Source organism: Pseudomonas syringae pv. tagetis, from assembly GCF_022557255.1.
Classification (GTDB): Bacteria; Pseudomonadota; Gammaproteobacteria; order Pseudomonadales; family Pseudomonadaceae; genus Aquipseudomonas; species Aquipseudomonas caricapapayae.
The window spans coordinates 2,503,940-2,520,284 of the sequence record NZ_CP092923.1 but is presented as its reverse complement, the minus strand read 5'-3'; the positions used below and the strand labels follow the sequence as shown (position 1 = coordinate 2,520,284).

Annotated in this window: 19 protein-coding genes; all 19 read right to left on the bottom strand. The window is 59.0% G+C overall.

The genetic code is table 11. The features are described from left to right. Positions 1–22 precede the first annotated feature (22 nt). Positions 23–685 carry a hypothetical protein gene (locus MME58_RS11370; RefSeq protein WP_055005135.1) on the bottom strand — a complete coding sequence of 221 codons (663 nt, stop codon included), beginning with the start codon at positions 683–685 and terminating at the stop codon, positions 23–25. After that, the gene (locus tag MME58_RS11365; RefSeq protein ID WP_055005134.1) at positions 682–1,050 is read right to left on the bottom strand and encodes a hypothetical protein; all 369 of its coding nucleotides are present in this window, start codon (positions 1,048–1,050) and stop codon (positions 682–684) included. Before MME58_RS11365 ends, MME58_RS11370 begins: the two co-directional genes overlap by 4 nt. Then, the gene (locus MME58_RS11360) at positions 1,047–5,195 is read right to left on the bottom strand and encodes a phage tail tip fiber protein (protein WP_055005133.1); all 4,149 of its coding nucleotides are present in this window, start codon (positions 5,193–5,195) and stop codon (positions 1,047–1,049) included. The genes MME58_RS11365 and MME58_RS11360 overlap by 4 nt, the downstream gene beginning before the upstream one ends. Further along, positions 5,195–5,593, bottom strand: a complete 399-nt coding sequence (locus MME58_RS11355; RefSeq protein ID WP_055005132.1) for a DUF6950 family protein — start codon at positions 5,591–5,593, stop codon at positions 5,195–5,197. The genes MME58_RS11360 and MME58_RS11355 overlap by 1 nt, the downstream gene beginning before the upstream one ends. A 2-nt stretch (positions 5,594–5,595) precedes the next feature. Further along, positions 5,596–6,198: a hypothetical protein gene (locus MME58_RS11350; protein WP_055005131.1), complete on the bottom strand. Its 603-nt coding sequence runs from the start codon at positions 6,196–6,198 to the stop codon at positions 5,596–5,598. Continuing rightward, entirely contained in the window at positions 6,198–6,782 is a 585-nt protein-coding gene (locus tag MME58_RS11345; RefSeq protein ID WP_003418871.1) for a hypothetical protein, read from the bottom strand. Before MME58_RS11345 ends, MME58_RS11350 begins: the two co-directional genes overlap by 1 nt. A gap of 21 nt (positions 6,783–6,803) precedes the next feature. Further along, on the bottom strand, positions 6,804–10,208 hold the full coding sequence (locus MME58_RS11340; RefSeq protein WP_055005130.1) for a phage tail tape measure protein: 3,405 nt from the start codon (positions 10,206–10,208) through the stop codon (positions 6,804–6,806). A 21-nt stretch (positions 10,209–10,229) separates the two neighbouring features. Continuing rightward, a complete protein-coding gene (locus MME58_RS11335; RefSeq protein WP_233590971.1) occupies positions 10,230–10,406 on the bottom strand; it encodes a hypothetical protein in 177 nt (58 codons plus the stop codon). A 65-nt stretch (positions 10,407–10,471) separates the two neighbouring features. Then, positions 10,472–10,807, bottom strand: a complete 336-nt coding sequence (locus tag MME58_RS11330; protein WP_024670827.1) for a hypothetical protein — start codon at positions 10,805–10,807, stop codon at positions 10,472–10,474. An 11-nt stretch (positions 10,808–10,818) separates the two neighbouring features. Then, positions 10,819–11,316, bottom strand: coding sequence for a hypothetical protein (locus tag MME58_RS11325; RefSeq protein ID WP_003313675.1), 498 nt, complete (start codon positions 11,314–11,316; stop codon positions 10,819–10,821). 54 nt (positions 11,317–11,370) lie between these two features. Next, positions 11,371–11,757 carry a DUF3168 domain-containing protein gene (locus MME58_RS11320; protein WP_055005129.1) on the bottom strand — a complete coding sequence of 129 codons (387 nt, stop codon included), beginning with the start codon at positions 11,755–11,757 and terminating at the stop codon, positions 11,371–11,373. Next, on the bottom strand, positions 11,750–12,250 hold the full coding sequence (locus MME58_RS11315; protein WP_055005128.1) for an HK97-gp10 family putative phage morphogenesis protein: 501 nt from the start codon (positions 12,248–12,250) through the stop codon (positions 11,750–11,752). The genes MME58_RS11320 and MME58_RS11315 overlap by 8 nt, the downstream gene beginning before the upstream one ends. Before the next feature lie 3 nt (positions 12,251–12,253). Continuing rightward, the gene (locus MME58_RS11310) at positions 12,254–12,418 is read right to left on the bottom strand and encodes a hypothetical protein (RefSeq protein WP_010416569.1); all 165 of its coding nucleotides are present in this window, start codon (positions 12,416–12,418) and stop codon (positions 12,254–12,256) included. A gap of 9 nt (positions 12,419–12,427) precedes the next feature. After that, on the bottom strand, positions 12,428–12,748 hold the full coding sequence (locus MME58_RS11305; protein ID WP_032634583.1) for a head-tail adaptor protein: 321 nt from the start codon (positions 12,746–12,748) through the stop codon (positions 12,428–12,430). Continuing rightward, on the bottom strand, positions 12,748–13,047 hold the full coding sequence (locus MME58_RS11300; RefSeq protein WP_055005127.1) for a head-tail connector protein: 300 nt from the start codon (positions 13,045–13,047) through the stop codon (positions 12,748–12,750). The genes MME58_RS11305 and MME58_RS11300 overlap by 1 nt, the downstream gene beginning before the upstream one ends. Next, entirely contained in the window at positions 13,048–13,248 is a 201-nt protein-coding gene (locus MME58_RS11295; protein WP_016568943.1) for a DUF7302 family protein, read from the bottom strand. A 52-nt stretch (positions 13,249–13,300) separates the two neighbouring features. Next, on the bottom strand, positions 13,301–14,506 hold the full coding sequence (locus tag MME58_RS11290) for a phage major capsid protein (protein WP_016568944.1): 1,206 nt from the start codon (positions 14,504–14,506) through the stop codon (positions 13,301–13,303). Continuing rightward, complete coding sequence (locus MME58_RS11285) at positions 14,503–15,147, bottom strand: HK97 family phage prohead protease (RefSeq protein WP_003418882.1); 645 nt, start codon at positions 15,145–15,147, stop codon at positions 14,503–14,505. Before MME58_RS11285 ends, MME58_RS11290 begins: the two co-directional genes overlap by 4 nt. Beyond that, positions 15,131–16,345, bottom strand: a complete 1,215-nt coding sequence (locus tag MME58_RS11280) for a phage portal protein (RefSeq protein WP_003418884.1) — start codon at positions 16,343–16,345, stop codon at positions 15,131–15,133. The genes MME58_RS11285 and MME58_RS11280 overlap by 17 nt, the downstream gene beginning before the upstream one ends.

Below are 16,345 nucleotides of genomic sequence, written 5' to 3'. Positions count from 1 at the left end.
CTCCTAATTTGAACGCCTTGATTCAGGCGGTAAGTTTTGCGCAGAGGAATGGGCGGTGCCCCTGGTCTGTCCATGCGGTAGTTGCGAGGCTGTAAAGCATGATCTTCGAGTTCGCGTAATCCACGGCGATGCCGCATCCACCACCGTTCGCGCCGTTGTGGCAGTGAAACGCAAACGAGTTGATCGATATGAATTCGCCTAATCCCAGCGCTTTATCGATGCTCCACCTATAGCGCTGGCCAACACTCAATTGCTCGCTGCCTACGTATGTCCAATTGCCTGCGGCGAATGTGACAACAACTGGTGGCGCCCCGCTGTCATACACAAGCTCACCGCCAGGCCCCCAGATACGCATCCCGAAAGATGCAGTTCCCATGGAAGCCCATGCCGCGATGAAGTATTGGCCGCTCAGCGTGCTCTGAACGTTTGATGCCTTCATTGAAAAGCCTGTCCAATTGCCAGGCCCGCCAGTAAACCAAACCGATATCGGCACCTGAACAATGCCGTTTTGATCCGGCCTTATGAACACCAGCGGCGGATCTGCACTTGTTACCGCGCGCGGAAAGCTGACGTTAGCGTTTGTGGTCCCGGAGTAACTCCCCTTCGTGAGCAAGCAAAGCCGAGGCGTTTCCGAATCAATCTGCACGAAAGAGCTGTCGTTGATGCTGATGACACCAAAACTCATGTTTTGAACCTCACTGCGAAGCCTCTAGCGACAATACGGGTCTGGTTGGTGTTGCCGAGATTTGCTGATGGGTTGGCCGATCTCAGCACTACTTGCCCCGCCGAGGTCGTCACGTAGGGGTAAGACTTGGTGTTGCCGGTCGCATCGCCCTCAGCTGACTGAATGTCTTGCGCCCTTGCGGGTATGACCATGAAGACGCAGTTGGCCGGATCAAAGCCAGGGATACTCAGCGTGATCACCTTTGCGGTTGATCCGGACGTGTCACTGAAATCAATAACTCCCTTCCAAATCACCTGATAAGTGAAAGTGGTCGTGTCCATGACCAAATTCCCATTTTCGTCCCAAACTCTGGCTCCGTAACTCATGCGGCCAAATTCCCCCACTGGTAGCGCAGTTGGCCCCTCTCGTCGTAAACCTTGCCACCTTGGCCGTTTATTGATTGCCTCCCTCCACCGGCAAGGGGTGAATTGATTTCAAGCGTACCGTCCTTGTTCAGAATCCATCCTGTTTGTCCGGCCACGTAGTTTGTCGAGCTGATATAACTTCCTATCTTGGCGTTGGTGATCGTGCCGTCCATGATGAACGTAGGGCCGAGGAACAGCTGGCCGTTCTGAGCAACGAACGGTGTCGATATCGCCCCTCCCGCCAACGTGTTCACCAGCGCAAACCGATCAGCCGACATGAGGATCTGGCTTTGCAGAATCCCGCCGACGTTCTCAATCCCCGCGCCGATTCCCGCCATGACGTACTGGCCGTTGGAATTGACCTGCAATTTGACGGTGTACAGCGCCGTCAGCTTGCCGTCGGTGGTCGCCTGTGCGGAGCTGACGGTTTGAACGGCTGCGCTCGCACCGTTGGCCGTGGCCTGCACCTGATCCAGTTTCGTGGACAGCGCACCATCTGCGCTCGACCTGGCCGTAGCCTCTGACTGGATGGCTGCCGAGTTGTCGCCCACCTTCGTGGTCAACTGCGTAATGGCCGTCGCCGTAGAAGCGAGATTGCTGGTGACGACCTCACGCAGGTCAGTAATCTGGCCGGTGTTTGCCCCCACCGACGCGGTCAGCTGCGTGACCGTCCTGGCCGTGGCTTCGTTCTGCGAGGCTCGAACTGTTGCCTCCTGCACGATGCCTGCCGCACTGTTGTAGCCATTCACGGCATCTGCCAGCTCACCATCCCCGTTGTCATCCCGAGACGACGCCTGCAAAGCCTGCATGCTGGATGCCTGGGCAATGATCGTGGCGCCCTGTTGACTCACACTGGAGTTGAGAGCCGCCACAGCAGACGAGGTCGCCGACTGCTCTGCACCCAACACTCCGTTGTTGTCTTTCCAGCCGGTGAGCGTGGTGCCTATTTCAAGCTGCGCCCGCGTGTACTCTGCAAAGCCCGCGCTGACAGTGTCCGAACCATATAGCCGGAAATAGACCTGCACGCCCGCCGTCCCTGCCGGTAGGTTTGGATAGTCATAGGTGATCCGCTGAGTGCCGCCAGTGGCAACGACCAGAGGGCCAGAAGGTGCGGAGATAGCCGCTCCTGCGGCGTCCACTGCCTGGATGAATATCTTGAACACCAGACCTGCGGTGGCGCGCACGTAGCACGAAGCAACAACTGACGCACCTGCCTTTGCCTTTGGCCAGTAGTTAACCCCCTGGGTACGAACACCCCGATAGATCGCGCTCTGGTTCACCCCGGTGACGTCTACCCGTTGAGCCTTTTCAGAGCCCACCAGCCAAGACGTGACGATCGAAGGCGAACTGGTGCCACCCGAAGCATTTGAGTCAACCGCCCAACCTTCGGCCAGTCCAGCCGATGCACTCTCCTTGCTGAATGTCGGGTTGAAAAACAGATTTTGCCCACCGGAGTTTCCAAGGTTCGCGGTAACGTTTGTTATGGCCTGGCCTTGAGCCGTTATCGTTTGGCCTTGCTGCGTGACAGTGTTATTCAGCGCCTGCACCGTGGCGCCACTAGCCTTTCCAGCCAGCTCAGTATTGATTCCGGTGATGGCCGAGCCTTGGCTGGTGAGCTTTCCTTCGGCATCGGTAACCCGGTTGCCGATGGATTGCACGCTGCTGGCCGATGCTTTGCCATCCAGAGACGTCTGTAGCCCGGTAATCTGCTGGGCTTGAGCGCTGTTGACCCCCTCAATGGACGTGACCTTTGTTTCTACGGTCTGCACCCGAGACGCCAACCCCACAGCCGTGGCCACCGCTTGGCCAACGTTCAGCCAGTAGGTGGTGTTCGGCGGCGGAGTGTTGACCGGTACGTTCTGCGTGGCCTGATAAATGATGCCGTCAGCACCCAGAACTCCCTGCCCGGCCGAATAAGTATCCCCCGGCTTGTAGGGCATTGAATCGGCAAGGTCGGCGATGCTATCGATCTGCTGCTGCAGTTCCGCCCTTACAGTGCCCAGCGCATCGTCAACGTCAGAAATCTGCTCGGCCAGTGCAGATTTTGCGGCGGCCAAGCGGTCGTTTACCGAGCCTGGACCGTCGCCGTCGATCAACTCGATTTTTTCCAGCACCTTCTGGCCGAGTTCGGTTTCGGTGATCTTCCCGGCTAGAGCTGCCAGGTAAGCCGACACGTCGTTCGACGTTGAAGCTGGTACATAGAGGAAAGCACTCTTCCCGTATGCATTGGACGATCGGATGAAATAGTAATAGTTGGTGTAAAACGCCAGGCCGTTGTGAGTGAACGACAAGCCCTGCCCAAGATACTCGGCCGTGCCTGATGTGGCCTTCGGATTGCTGCTGAAAAAATACTCGTAGGTGCCGCCGTTCAGCGCGTGATTCGGGTTTTGAGGAATCAGCACGATGCTGTCGAGCGAGGACTGCACTACGCACGATTCCGGTATTGGCGGCCCCTGAATGCTTACCGATATCGTCGCCTCGCCGGACCTGGCCATAGGCCCCAGAGCAGCCACACTCATTGTGTACGCACCCGACGGCAGACTGTTGATAGCCAGCGTGTTGGCAGTGGCAGGTACAGAGCGCGACTGCACGGCATTTGCGCCTTGGCGAACCGTGACTACATAGGAGGTGACGATGCCCTGGGGTGGAACCCACGACAGCACGCCCTGTACCACTTCGGCAACATCGCCAGCCGCCCATGCAAGCCCGGTAGGCGACCCGAGGCCGCCGCTTGGCAGGTTGATGAAGCCAAGCGGGTTGTAAGGCTGACCCACGGCGTCATCAAAGATTGCCGCCTCGTATTGCTTGACCTGAACAGTGCAGCCTTCGTTATCACCCATCGACCAGTCAGAGACGATGAATTCGCCAAAGATGTTCAGCGATGGCAGGTTGACGAGGACTACGCGGCCGGGGCGGCAGTTGTAGCCTGAAAAGTTCATCGGCAGGCTGATCGCCCCGCCTGCCCGGCGTTGGCGTAACGCGATGTTTGCCAAGCGCTGAGGCTGGTACGCGTCGTCCACATACGGGAACGTCATCGTTTCCGCAGCTTCGCCGCCGTCCTCAAGAATCCATTCGGAAACGCTCACCTCGGGGTAATCCGTCTCGGTCCAGGACTGCTCAGGATCGATGAATGTGCCGCGCACCGTGTTGATGGCCGAATCGTTGGTCGACTCGCTGCTGCCGACCACGGTGCCGACGATCATGTCTTCGGTGATTTCGAAGTCATACGGACCGTAATACGCCCCTGCCTGGAGCATCCAGCGGCCGCCGACGCGGATTAGCTTGCCGGCGCATGACGCTTCCAGCTTTTGCAGTACGCCCGGTCGCTGCTCGTCGGCACCGATCACGCATGAGGTACGGTAGCGCTGGCTGACAGAGCCGTCGGCATTGGTCAGTGCTTCGTCGCATACGTTTGCCGCACTCGCGAAGGTCTCAAAAATGATCTCGTCGTCCGGGACATTGCAACGGTTACGCAGGAACCAGAGGATGTGCAGCGCGGTGTTGGTGGTGTAGATGTTGTTGCCGGTGCGCGGGTCGTAAATGTCGTTTCGGCCTCGTAATACAGCGCGCATTTCGGGAATTCCCGACGGGAATTTCTCAGCGCTGTACTTCAGAGTGATTCGCAGGAACGATAGGCCACGCCCGATCTGGCTATCTTTCCAGTCGGGACAGTTGGCCTTCAAATACGGGTTAACTTCTGTCGGATTGACGATCAGTTCATAGCTGGCGAACTCGCCGTATGTGCTGATTTCCTCTTCGCCAAGGTAGATATTTTCAATCCCGTCTACCGCGCCCTCGCACAGCACATAGACCAAGTGCAACAGCTCGCCCTCGGTTGCGGTGCCAGACTGCTCCTGCGCCCAGACCAGCACGCCGCCGGTGGATACACGGCCGAGGATGAACCGGATAGGTGCTTTTGACGACCTTACCGTCTGAGCGGACGGCTCGTTATCGCGCAAAGGGGATTTGGTGTTCAGCTTCTCCTGCTGCGATGCCGCGTAGAAGGCCAGACCTGCGCCCACCACAGCGCCCGCAGGACCGCCTTGAACGAAGCCGATCACTGCGCCGACGGCGACCTGGGCAATCTTTTTAACGCCACTGGGCATTATTCAACCCTCCAGGCTGACAACGGCTCGCACACAACTCGAGCAACGCCGTCATCGGTCGTTGCCCAGTAATCACCCGCCCAGAACACGGCCATGCTGCGTCCTGCTGGTGCTTCGTACATCACGACATCGCCGCGCTGGATAAACGGAACGGCAACCCTTGCAAAGCAGGCATCCCATGCAGCTTCCAGGCTGCCGTGACGTTTCTTCAGCGCGCGCTTGGCTCCAGCCTCGGTCTTGTAGGTGCCTCGGTATTGCTCTGCAGGATCGACACCGCACACGGCGCTCGAGCAGTCGGCGGCGAACAGGCAACAGTCAAATTCGCCCCACGAAAAAGGCCGCCCTTGGGCAGCCTTGATCACGTCGTTCAGACGCGTAGTCCAGTCTCGATGGCGCATAGCTAATTTCCGTAGGTGAAGGTCGGCGCATCCTTGGCAGACCCCCAATAGATGGGCCATTCGGACATTTGCGCGATTGCGTAGAAGAACCGGTCGCCCTGGTGCCGGGCACGGTGGTTTTCGTCCGTCCAGCGCTCGGTGCCGGTTCGGCTCCATTCGGCCATGCGGTCGATGACCGGGACGGTGATTGTGTTGCCTTCCTGGCCATTCCCTGCGAACGAGAATTTGGCGGCGTCCATGCGGCCGGAAAACAGGATGTCCGCTGCGTAGTTACCGGCCTCGTCGAACACTACGAAGATGACCTTGGCCATTCGGCCCCGGCAACCGCGCACGTTCGTTTCGGAAAGGATGTAGGAGTCCAGCCCGCTCAGCGTCAGATCCACCGACATGGGAGAACCGGAGTTGTCGCTTTCTTTCGACTGGCTGACCTGACCGAAATTGCCCACGCCTTCGTAGGTGATACCGTCGACGACCAGATCGCCGGTTCCGGTGTGAGCGAAAACCATGCCGTCGGCGAAGTCCAGCTGCATGGCGTAGACCGGCATGAATTTGCCAGTGGCGATGATATCCACCACGCGCTGACTGAAAGGAAATGCTGAGGGCATCAGAACGCCTCCCTGAATTGCAAAGCACTGTTGGATACCAAGGGATCCTGAACCACCTGGTGGGTGTCGTCTAAACGGCGCATCTCCGAGTAGGGATTGCGATATTCAACGTGCGCGCCCACGGTCAGCGTTTTTCTGATGCGCTTGTTGAGCGAAACTTGCACCCTGCCCTCCGCGGTCGAACTGGCATCCTCTATCACCTCGAACATTTCACCGCCAACAGTGATGTAGTCACCCATTGAAAACACCTTGGCGCTGGGTATCACTCCGCCGATGGTCATAAACGTGGCTTGGGAAAAACCTGACACCACTACCGCAGCACCGATATCGTCGACTCGGGTACGGGTGATAGCGGGGATATTCACAGTCCCATACATGCCCTGCAGCTTCCCGATCAGAGAGGTGAGCTGTCGCTCGTCCTCATCAAACAGCACGCCGAAGGTCATCGTGCATATCCAGTACGCGCCGGGGTAGCCAAGGATTTGTTGTGAGTTCGACAGAATGGAAGTGAATGCGCGGTTGTTGTAAGTGACACCCCATGTTGTTTGCGATGGCTCAAGCGATTCAGGCCAATCGTGCGCCATGACGCCTCCTTATGCTGGTACTCAGCGGTTGATCAGTTGCCGGGCTGGCCCGTTGGTTTTGAAATCGTTAAGCACCATTTGATATGCCGCCTGTGCGCCCTCCTGGGCTGCGCGCCGAACCTCGGCTCTCGATACGGCGTCAGCGTTGCCCTGGAAGGTGAAGTGCTGGGTAACGCTGCCCAGAGCGGTCGAGGTTGTCGCCGTACTACCGCCAGCTGCATCACCGCCTACCATGCGGACACCCAACGAGCCGTCGGCAGCCCGCGTCAGGGGCATGATCGCCTCTGGCCCCGCCTCGCCCGCCATGCCGGTCTTGCCGCCAGCCATACCGAAAAGCGTCGGGGTGTTGACGATGGAGTTGGTGAAGGCGGCGCCCTTGGCGAACTTCTGAACGCCTCGATCCCAGACACCGCCATCAGCCTGAAACACCGAGGCGATACCTGATCCCAGGCCGCTACTGGCAAAAGATGACACGGCGCCGACCAGCGCCTTGCGCACCTGGATGCGGATCAAGTCATCGACGATGGAGTCAGCCAGGCTTTTGAACGACAGCTTTCCGGTTTTGACGAACTCGGTTAGAACATCCTCGGCGCCGTCGAAAGCGTCAGAAATCAGCGACTGGGTCTGTCCGGCGATATTGGCGACGTCGTCCCGGTAGTTCTGCCACGCAGCTTTAGCACCGTTGGTCCAATCACCTTGCGCCTGATCCACCTTTTTCCAGCCGTCCTGCATTGCTTGGGCGGTCTTAGCGCCGTATTGCTGAGTCAAGGCGATCTGTCTTTCCAGATCCTGACGCTGCTTGTCCGTCGTGGCCGTTGCCAGAGTTTCACGTAAGGCAAGTACCTTGTTGTTGGTGTCCTGTTCCAACGACAAACGAGCCTGCGCCCGCTCAGCTTCCTTGCTACCCATGCCGACTGCTGAGGCTGTCTGCTGGTAAGAAGCGGTAGCAATAGCGAGCTGACGCTGCAGGTCGGCCTCGTACTTCATGGCTTCAGCCATCCCGTTGGCGGACGCCACGGTCTGGTCATACTGCTGTTTCAGCCATTGCAGGCCTTTGCCGTACTCTTCCGTGGAAATCTTCCCGGACTTGTATAGCAGCTGCAGTTCCTCGGTTTTTTTCGTCTGCTCATCCGCCGCCGCGCTGACCGGATCGAAACTTTCCTTGAGCTTGGCGTAGGCGTCAGCAGCGGTCTTGAGCTGCTGCTCGAGCTTGTTCTGGGCCTCTTTATGTTTTTGCGCTGATTCTGTCGCAGACTTGTCCGCGTCCTTCTGGGCGTCATAGGCCTTGGCGGTATCACGGATCTGCTTAGCGAGCGCGCCCTGCGGATCAATCTTGTTCTCGGTAATGAACCGGTCGGCCTCCTCGAGCTTCGTCTTGTCCTTGAGCGCATGGATCTGCTTGTCGAGGGTCTGCTGATAATTCTTGCCGGCGTTGTCGGCGGCAATATCGACGTCGGTCTTGTCCTTCGTACTTTTGGTGCTGCCGTCGAGCTGCTTGGTGTACAGCGCCTGGCGGGCCGCCAGCAGGTTGGTATTAACGTCGAGCGTGCTGACCGCTTCGGACTGTTTGACCCAGCCGTCCAGCTGTTTCTGAGGAATGCCTAGCTGTTGGCCGACCTTGAGAATCGTGTCGGAAAGCGGTTGTCCCGCCTTCCTGGCTTCGTCCATGCTGCTCGCCAAAGCAGCGAATTGTTTGCCGCCGGCTTCGCTGGAGCGCGGCCCGATGAGCGCACGCTGCATCGAAGTGCGCAAGCCCTCAAACGCGTCCGCCGCTTCGTTGGCTGAGTCGCGTTGCTGCTCGGAGATACGCACCAGTGCGCCTTGCTGCTGGTCGCGTGTCAGCTGAGCGAACTCCTTGCGCACTTCCTCGACCGACCGCTTCAGATCGTTCACGTCCGTGCGGGCGGTCTGGGCATTGGACCCCATGGCCAGGAACGCCACGCCGACGCCGATCGCCAGCGCCGCGATCCCGGCCGGGCCACCCAGCAGCGCCAGCAGGGACGAGCTCGCCCGCGCCAGCACGTTCTTGGCCGCTGCGGCCTGAGCCTGGGCTGCAGCGTTCGCGACCGTGGCCGCCGTGTCGCGCGCCATGGCAGACGAAGACGCCGCAGTAGCGATTGCCAGGCGCTGGGTGGCAGCGGCTGCGGCAGTCTTGGCTGCCGCAAGTTCAACATCCATGGCGGCCAGCGCGGCGGTGTATCGCGTCTCTTCCACCGTACCGACGGCCAGGCTGGCCTGATAGGCGAGCGCCTGGCGCGCAGCTTGCACCTGGGCGAGACGCGCGATTGTCTCCGCTTCTAACGCCTGAGCTGCCGAGTATGCCGCGACTGATTCGCGTAGCTTGGCCGCAGAAGACGCTGCCGACGCCGCCGTTTCCTCGGCCTTGGCGATAGCAGATGCCTTGGTGGTGGCGATGTTGGTGAGAGTCGCCTTTGTAGCCGCGGCAGACGATGCCACCGCATCGATGGCGAACTTGGCAAAAGCCGCCGCCATCTTGCCGCCCAGCGCTGCGACCAGTACATCCACGTTCTCAGCCAGAAAACTGATCGTCTCGCCCAGGCGCTGAGCGCCGCCGTTGTCGCTCAGGCCCTGTAGAGACTTGGTGATGCTCTCGATACCTGGCAGCAGGCCGATGGTGATTTGGTTGGCTGCCCCGGAGAATGTTGCTTTCAAACCGGAAATAGCCTGCCCCGCAGCGACGAGGCGGTTGACGTTAAACTCTGAGATAACCGAGCCCGCGCGATCGGCCTGATCCCCCCACTCCTTAAACCCTTTGCCGTTATTGCGCAGCAGTGGGATCAGTGCCGTGGTTTCGTCGGCCATCGCCTCCATGTAGGTCGTCATCTGCTGCTGATTCAGCCCGGCCTTTTCGAGCGAGGTGTAGTAAAGCTGCAAGGCCTGTGGCCCGGACAGATTGGCGAACTGGCCAGCAGTTACCCCGATCTTAGGCGCGATTTCCTTGAAGAAATCAGACATCTCGCCGCCGCCGCGCTGCAGAAACTCGCCGACGCGGTCGTTGGTGTCTTTCAGGATGTCGCCCAGTTTGTCCTGCTCAACGCCGACAGTTTTTGCACCAAAGGCCATGCGCTGGAAGTCTTCGACCGTGGTGTTCGATAGCGCGGAAAGGTTCTTGACCTCTTTCGCGTAATCGATGGTGCTGGTCGTCAGCGCCACCAACCCAGCGATCGAACCAGCAGCGGCCAGGTTACCGGCGCCGATCTGATCGAATGCTGATGTGACCGCACGGCCCACGGTCTGGGCGCTGGCGTTCACTCGGTCGAAAGCGTTGTCGATCCGGCCCAGGCTTTGATCGATGTTATGAGCTGTGCTCGACACCGAACCTTCTGAGCGCGTCAGTTCCTGCCGCAGCTGCGCCGTGGTGGCTTCAATGCGGACAAGCATGCCTTGGACGTCGGTATCGGCCACGTAAGGAACTCCGGAAAAACGTTATGTGCTGCCCTTGCCGGTGAGCGCCATGCGCAGCTTCTGCGCGACAGTCGTCGGTTTGGGTTTGGATTGGGGGCTGGGCTGGGTGCTGCTGGGGAAAGGGCTGGTCATGCGTGCCCACTCGATCTTCGCGTCCATCGCGAGGAACAGTTCAGGCAGCGAGGTATGCCAAGCCACTTGCGGTGACCAACCGAGCCAGCCGGTGGCCACCGCGTAAAGCCGATCGACGTAGCTCCCCGCCTCTACGGCGCTGACTCCGTCGGCTGCTCCTTTCCCGGCTCGCCACCGCGCGGGTTGTACAGGGCTGCCAGGTAATCGTTCAGCTGCGGGGTCATGTCTGCTACGCCCGCCTGCCATACCGCCTCTGCCAGGCCTTCCGTTTGCTTTTCAGTCAGGTTGGCACCGGCAGCGATGATCAGCGCGGCACCGTCCACGCTGACCTGATGCAGCGCGCTGGCTGCGCCTCGGAGTCCGCCGAAACGCGCCTCGATAGAACGGACGGCAGCCAGGGTTGGCCGCAATTGATAGGTGGTCCCGCCAATGACAAGATCGATGTTGCCGTGCAATGTCTTGCTCATGGTTCACCCGATCAGGCGGCAGGGCCGGCAGCAATTTCGATGACATCGGAGTTGATGCCCATGGTGATGTTGCGGCGCACAACGTTGTCAGCTGCGCCAGGCGCAACGGTGTTGTTCATCACCTTCACGCGGAAGTAGAAGGTGGTCGGCAGCACGGCAGGCGTTGCTGTCGCGTCACCGTCGTTCAGTGTGACCTTGATGTTGTAATCGCCCTTGGAGCGGTCCTTGTGGGCAACCTTCACGGCCTTTTGACCCGCGTCGCCGTTGTCCAGGCCGACAGTCAGCGTCATGTCGCCAGCGTCAGCAGTGCCCTTGTACTTGCGCACGCGGCCATCCTTCAGCGACGTGAAGGTCACCGAACTGAAGGTATCGCCAAATTCGCCCAGGTCTTCGATTTCGCCGACCTCGACGTAAACGTCCTGTTTGTAATCGGCTTCGGTATCGGCGCCGGTTTTGGTGCCGAGGCTAAGTCGGCAGCCTGCAGCGGTGTTCAAATTGTCGTCGGCCATGGAAATTCCTCCAAAAGGCACATTGGATAAAGCCGCGAAGCGGCAGATGTTGAATCAGTGAGTGGTGATGACGCGGACCGTGATAGCGCCCATGTACGTGACGCCGTCTGCATCACGCTGTGAGTCGGCGCGCTCAACGCGCACAGACACTGCCCTGCCAACTTCCAGCGGCAAGGGGCGCTCATCCAGCGCGGCGATTACCTCAGCGTTAATGCGCTTGACCTCGGCCTGGCCGTGAGCATCTGACCAGACGGTAAGGTAGAGCAGGCGCTGTTGACGCTTGCGCCCGGCGATAGGGCTGGTGTTGGTCGAGATTTCGCGGTCAATCGAGACATACGGCATGGGCGTGTCCAGCGGTGCCCCATCGTAGATGGGGCATGACACCTCGGCCTGTAGCCGCTCGAAAAGTGCGACCTGCAGGGCAACGGACGGATCAGCCATCGTTTCCTCCCTGGCTGGCCTTCTTCAGCGTTCGATTCACGGCGGCGCGGATGTCTGCCATCACCACCTCCCGGTTCACGTCCAGCGAAGGCCGCAACCACGGATGAGCCGGCAGCGCAGGTATGCTCGGGTACTTGCCGAAAAACGTGGAGCCGTCCGACTTATTCTTGACCGAGCGACTACGGTTGCCCGCGCGCTTTTTCCCGTCGTAGCCCTTGGTGCCATATTCCAGAAACCGCAGGTAAAAGAATCGGCGGTTGTCCTTTTTGCCACGAATGCCGATCTGCGCATCCAACCCACTTTTGGAGACAAACGCCTTCAGGGCGCCAGCCGCTTCGCCAGTGTCCCGAGGGATGGTCGACTTCATGGTGGCCAGGATCTTGTTGGCGGCCTCCTGCATGGCCGGGCGCAGCTCGTTATCCACGTTCTGATGAATGTTGCGCAGCGTCCGGCGTAGCTTGAAGTCGCCGGACATATGGGACCGGCGCGCCATGGGTTACTCCTTTGCCTTGTCGGCTTTCGGCGCCGGGGTGTTCTTGACCTCTTCGGCCAGGCCTCGCTCAATCAGAGACTTTGCCGTAGCAGCGTCCACGGTGAATTCATCGCCTGTAGTCCGCTCGCCTACGGCGCCGGAGATGTTGGCAAGTGCTCTAACGTTCATGGGATTTCCTCAAGGGTTGGGGACATTGGTGCAGAGCAGACGGAGCATTGAAAGCTCGTTGTCTGGCAGTGCAGCCACAATCAGATAGGTGACGCCTCTGTTCACCAGGCGGCAGCCTGCAACCAGATCCGGCCGAGGCCTCACCCGGACTTCCGCGGTAACCACCGCTGCAAGCTTTTCAGCAACGGCCTCGATGCGCCCGGTAGGCAGCGTGATCTCGGCCCAAAGCTGGCCGGACGCTATCCAGGTGTCGTCAAAACCACCGGTTCGATTCTTGACCCGCGCAGGCTTGTAGAGCGTAGGACGGTGTCGCATTGAGCCTGCTCTCATCAGAATCGCTTCCTGTACCAAAGCAGGCGGTCTACCGCCAGCGGCACCTCAGCAGGCGCGCCTCCAATAACGACGGCTTCGCGGTTTGCATACCAGTGACCGACCATCAGCAATACGGCCTGCACGACGTCCGGGGTAAAACCCATCTGCTCTGGTCCGGCCGGATTTCCCTCGACCAGCTCCCGGTCACAGTGCATGGCGACGTGAGACTTGGCCGCCTCGAAGTAGCCAGCAATGAGCGTGTCTTCCTCTTCACTGTCCACCTTGAGGTGCAGCTTCACGCGTGCCAGGTCGATCATTTACTTGTTCTCTTCGGGCTTGGCCTGCTTGGTGGTCTTGGGAGCGGTTTTGCCGTCAACCTCCGTAGCCAAACCTTTGCCTACCAGGGTGTGCCCGTATTCATCGCTAACGTCGAACTCTTCGCCAGCGCGGGCCTGGCCCGTAGCGTTTTTCAACTCTGCCTGGATGCCCTTAAAGCCCCACAGCGCTCGAATTTTCATATTCGTTATCCATAAAAAAAGGGCCGTCAGGCCCTTGTGAATGAAGTGCTGCTTACTTGGCCGCGAAGCGACCTTTGACGAAGGCGTATGGACGGCGGACCGCCAAGCCAAGACGCTCTTCGACGAGCACGACGCGTTGGTTGCGTACGAAGTCGTCATTGATCATGCCGACCTTCACGGTGAACGCCATGCGGTCATAGATGCGCGCGCCCTGGGCGAACGAGCCGGTCAGGAACTCGCCACCTGTGGTGTCGCCATCGCCCTCGTCCATGCTGTCCGAAGCAACTACCGGACGACCCCAAAGGATTGGAGTGACCAGGCCTTGCAGGTTGGCGAACAGGTAGCGGTTTTCCGCATCCTTCTGCAGCTCGATGTTCATCCAGTCGAGGTCGGTCATGACCACGGCATCTGCGGCGCGCTTGGACTGCTTGCGGACTTGGTAGATCGCGCGGCGCACGGTGTCGATTGCCGTGTCGCCAGTCTTGGACAGAGCAGCGTCAAATGCTCTTGCCTGGGTCATGACGCCGTTGAGATTGTTGTCTTGACCGTCGCCTTTGAGGATCTGCCCTTCTTCTTCCAGCTTCAGGTCGTAGCGCAGCAGTTCCTGAATGTAGGAATACAGCTGCGGCACATCGTCCAGCGCTTCGTCGGTGATCGGCATCCAAACCGCCATCTTCTTGATGGTGTCGGTCTTTTGGGTGAACGTCACGTTGCTGGTGGGCTTCACACCGCCTTCAGCAACCATGCCAGCGCCCCGGGTGTGGACGTTCTCGACGAAGTAGCTGTAAGAATTTCCGTCTACCGGAGTGCTCGGGATCAGGTCGCGAATCAGCAGGTTCTGGCGTGGTACGTCCTGGATAGTCGGGTCGTACCGAGGGACCACCAGGCCGGAGCTGGTGACTTTCATTTCAGTCATCGACGCCATGTCGGACTTGGTGATCTCGATTTCAGCCTTATCCTGCTTTCGCGAGCTCACGGCCTTGTAGTCGTCATTGCCTTTGACGAAGTCAATAAAGCCTTTCTTGTCGCCGCCCTGGCCACGCAGCTTGATGCCCTTCTCTTCGAGAATTTGCACCTGCTCGATGATGCGCTCCAACTCACCTTTCTGGTTTTCGATCTGCTTTTTCAGATCTCCAGCCACAGCGTTGCCTTTTTCCAGCTCGCCAGAAACGGCGTCGTACTTCACTTGCAGGTTGCCGAAGCCCTCTTTGAGTTGCTTTTCGAGGGATTCGCGAATTTCTTTTACGTCAGCGGTCATGGCTGAACTCCGAATTGGGTATTGAACAGTTGGGAGATTGCTTTCAGCTCATCCACGATCACCGTGTCCGCTGCACCACCATCACGGTGGACGGCGGTATAGCCGAGCGAGGCGACCGCAGCCGCCTCCTTTTGCGAAAGGCCCATGCGTTCACGCAGGGCCTTTTCAAAAAGTCTGATATCCGACTTCACGTCGGTAATGGTCGCCTCGGGGTTCATGCCGAACGGGACGATTGAGGCTTCCCACAGTTCAGCCTCCTTGATGATGCGAATCTGGCGGCCTGCACGCTCTTCGTAACTCGACAGCAGCGTGTTGAAGCCAATGGACATGCTGTCCAGCGTGCCCTCCTTCATCAGCTCGTAGGCATCACGGGCATAGCTGACGGCAAGGTTGATCCTGCCTTTCAGGAACAGGCCGTGGGCGTCCTGGGTGAACTCGGCAGACCCAACCAGGCGAGTCAGGTCGTGAAACAGCGCCAGCTTCAAGCGCCCTCCCCGCGTTGCCTTCACCTTGGTGAAAGCGCCCGGCAGAATCACGTCATCGCCCAGATCAACGTTGTTGAACACCGAGGCATAACCTTCGAAGTTACCGGCGTCATCAACGGCCTTTACCTCGAAGGGAACTTCAATTTTTGTCAGCATTGGTCTGCATCTCCCATCGGGTGACCTGGTTGTATTGATCGCCCAATAGCGGGGGCAGGTTTTCTTTTTCGCGGACTTCGTTGATAGCCATCCAGCCAGAGCCGCCGGAGCCACCAAGGGCCGCTGTGTAGTAAGCCGATCGACCAGCGCTGTCAGCGCGCAGCAGGCCCTCCACGATGAACTCGACAAAGCGAGTCGTGCCTGCAAACAGCTTGTCGTTGAGCTCGTCCTCGATGGCGTCGAGGTACGGCTTGAGGCCGAAGGTTACGAAACCGCTGGTTTGCTGCTCCAGATTCGAACCCATGATTGAGGTTTTACCGGCCCGGTTAGCCAGATAGAGCGGAACGCCCCACACACCTGCAAGCGCCTCTTCCTGAAACTGCTGAGACTCAATGAACTGGCTGTCCTTCTGACTGAGGCCCGCCGGTATGATCTTGGGGTTGCCCTGCAAAATCGCCATCTTGCCGATGTCAGCGGCGTCACCTTTGCGCACGTCTGGGAATTTCTCCATGACCTGCGCCTGCTGTTCCTTGGTCAGGAACTGCTCGTAGATCACATAGCCGCCAGTGAATCCGCCCTTGCGCATGAAGTGCGCCGACCAGTCCTGCGCGGCCTTGGCCAACCCCATCGTTTCGGCTTGGTACTCGATAGGGGAAAGCCCAACGATGCCGTCGATGCTGAACAACTTGAAATGCAGCATGTTCTCGGGAGAAACCGGAAACCGCTCGCCAGCCAGGGTCACGAAATAAATCAGGTCGCCGTCTGTATTGACCTCAACCGAGTCAAACGGAACTGGCAGAAACGCTATCGGATCGCCGTTCGCCGCGCGCTCGATAAGGTTGTAGCTGTTCCCTCGCAACGCCATGTTCACGACGGCCGCTTTCAGGAAATTCAGCCGAGTCATATAGGGATTGGGCTTGCGCAGCACCCTTGCTGCCCGGTCCTTGTACGGGACCAACACACGCTTGCCGTCCTGGTCGTCATACAGTTTGAGCGGCAGCCCGGACACCGATTCGCACAGAATCTTCACGCAAGACCAGACAATGCCGATGCTCAGCGCATTTTTTGACGTGATACGCACGCCAGCCTTGGTGCGCTTGCCACCTATCTCAAGATCGACTTCGACGTAGTCACCGGTCAACGGATCGGTGTAGCCAAAGAAACGCCACGTCAGTGGGTTGTACCAACGAAATGACAT